The 2,704-nt window shown below is 44.0% G+C and carries 1 protein-coding gene; it reads right to left on the minus strand.

The annotated features are described in order from the left end of the window. Positions 1-2,704: beta strand repeat-containing protein (locus B8983_RS14075; RefSeq protein WP_159460916.1), on the minus strand; the 2,704-nt coding region annotated here is incomplete at both ends.

Here is a 2,704-nt window from a genome sequence, read left to right on the forward strand (position 1 = left end):
GTCATACACCTTGCCGTTTACTTGAGCAGTTCCAGTAATTGCTAAAGGCGTAACTTGAATGGAGCCATTCGTCGTCGTAATGCTGTAGTTCGATAATGATGTACCTGCGCCAGCGACTGCTACCAAGTTATCTGCAGTTGCTGTTGGTGATACGTGGGTTGCTTGCGCAGCACCAGTAGCAGTAATCGTCTCACCATTCACTAAACCAGTCACTACATAAGTATTAGTTTGGGCACTTCCGTTATAGGTTGGGGTCGTTGTGTTACCAGTAATCGTCAATGTTTTAGGAACGATCACAATCGTTGAACCAGTATTATTCGGGCCAGTACCTGGGATGACTTGATTATTAGCCGCACCAATACCACCATTATTCAAGATGATTGAACTAGTAATGACATAATCACCCGCATTCGCGCCAGATAGAGTTGTGCCATTGTTCGCAATCGTCTGCGTACCAACATTAGTTCCACTTAGAGTGAGTGAGGTGGAACCATTTACTGTCGTACCATTAATCACACCTGTTAAAACAGTATTATTGGCAAGGACGTTTGTGCCGCTATAAGTACCTACGTTTGGAGTTACTGCAGCAGTGAGTGATGCTGGATTAATTGTCAAACTTCCAGGTACATAACTAATCGCGTAGTTCGATAAACCGGTACCGCTAGCTGATAAGCTAGAGTCAGTATAAGTATTGGCATGTAAGCCACTACCTAAACCACTGACAGAACTAATTGCATCAGATCCAAACAGTGCTCCACTCGTAATACTGTAAGTATTAGTATGCGTTGTGTTGTCAAAGGTTGTAGTCGTAGTACTGCCAGTAATTGTGAGTGCTGCAGTAGTAATTGTTGCAGTGCCTGCTGACGGTGCAACCGTGACAGAGTAATCAGTATTGTTAACCGTTACACCTGATACCGTTGCTGCTTTAGTTCCTGCATTTGCATTAGCAAATGTAAACGTTCCGCTTGCTGATGTTGAACCTACGTCTGCTGGCAATACACCAGTTAAGGTAATTGTTCCAGTTCCAGCGGTCGTGCCGTTATAGACTTTACCATTTACCTGTGCACTTCCAGTAATTGCTAATGGTGACACTTGGATGGAACCGTTAGTCGTTGTAATGCTATAGTTGGATAGTGATCCTGTTCCTGCGACTGGCACTAAATTGTCAGAGATTGATCCTTGAGCTACGTGTGTCGCTTGAGCTGAACCACTTGCAGTAATCATCTCACCGTTAACTAAACCTGCCACGGTGTAAGTATTCGTTTGCAAATTGCCGTTGTAAGTTGGTGTAGTTACATTACCAGTAATAGTCAGTGCTGCTGGATTAATGGTCGCCGTTCCTGCAGATGAAGGAACAGTAATTGAGTAATTATTATTGTTAACGATTGTGTTGGACACTGTCGCAAATTGTGTACCTGCATTGGCATTCACAAATGTGTAATTACCACTGGCTGATGTTGATGCTTGATCAGCTGATAACACGCCGCTTAGGGTAATTACACCAGTACCAGCAGTCGTACCGTCATATACCTTACCGTTTACTTGGGCTGTTCCAGTAATTGCTAAAGGTGTAACTTGGATTGAGCCGTTAGTCGTCGTAATGCTGTAGTTCGAGAGTGCGGTTGCTGTTCCTGCGACAGGTACCAAACTATCAGTTACCACACCTTGTGCGACATTGGTTGCTTGGGCTGAACCCGTTGCAGTAATCGTCTCACCGCCCACTACACCAGTCACTACGTAAGTATTAGTTTGAGCACTACCGTTATAGGTTGGTGTGGTTGTGTTACCAGTAATCGTCAATGTTTTAGGAACGATCACAATCGTTGAACCAGTATTATTCGGACCACTTCCAGGGATGACTTGATTATTAGCCGCACCAACACCACCATTATTCGCAATTGATGTACTAGCAATCACATAATCACCCGCATTCGCTCCAGATAGAGTTGTGCCATTGTTGGTAATTGTTTGTGTTCCTGCATTCGTTGCACTCAAGGTAAGTGAAGTTGTACCACTTACTGTCGTACCACTAATTACACCGCTCAATACCGTCGCGTTAGCTAATATGTTTGTGCCGTTATAGGTCGCAACAGTTGGCGTTACTGATGCACTTAAAGTTGCTGGATTAATTGTCAAACTTCCAGGTACATAACTAATCGCGTAGTTCGATAAACCAGTTCCATTTGCTGATAAGGCAGAGTCAATATAAGTATTCGCGTGCAATCCACTTCCTAAACCACTGACAGAACTAATTGCATCAGATCCAAACAGTGCTCCACTCGTAATACTGTAAGTATTAGTATGCGTTGTGTTGTCAAAGGTTGTAGTCGTAGTACCGCCAGTAATTGTGAGTGCTGCAGCAGTAATCGTTGCATTACCTGCTGATGCTGGAACTGTAATTGAATAATCGGCATTGTTAACCGTTACACCTGATACCGTTGCTGCTTTAGTTCCAGCATTTGAATTAGCAAATGTAAACGTTCCGCTTGCTGATGTTGAACCTACGTCTGCTGGCAATAGACCAGTTAAGGTAATTGTTCCAGTTCCAACTGTCGTACCGTCATACACCTTGCCGTTCACTTGGGCTGTTCCAGTAATTGCGAGTGGGCTAACTTGAATGGAGCCATTCGTCGTCGTAATGCTGTAGTTCGATAATGATGTACCTGCGCCAGCGACTGCTACCAAGTTATCTGCAGTTGCTGTT

The sequence above is a fragment of the Polynucleobacter kasalickyi genome (assembly GCF_900176405.1).
Lineage (GTDB): Bacteria > Pseudomonadota > Gammaproteobacteria > Burkholderiales > Burkholderiaceae > Polynucleobacter > Polynucleobacter kasalickyi.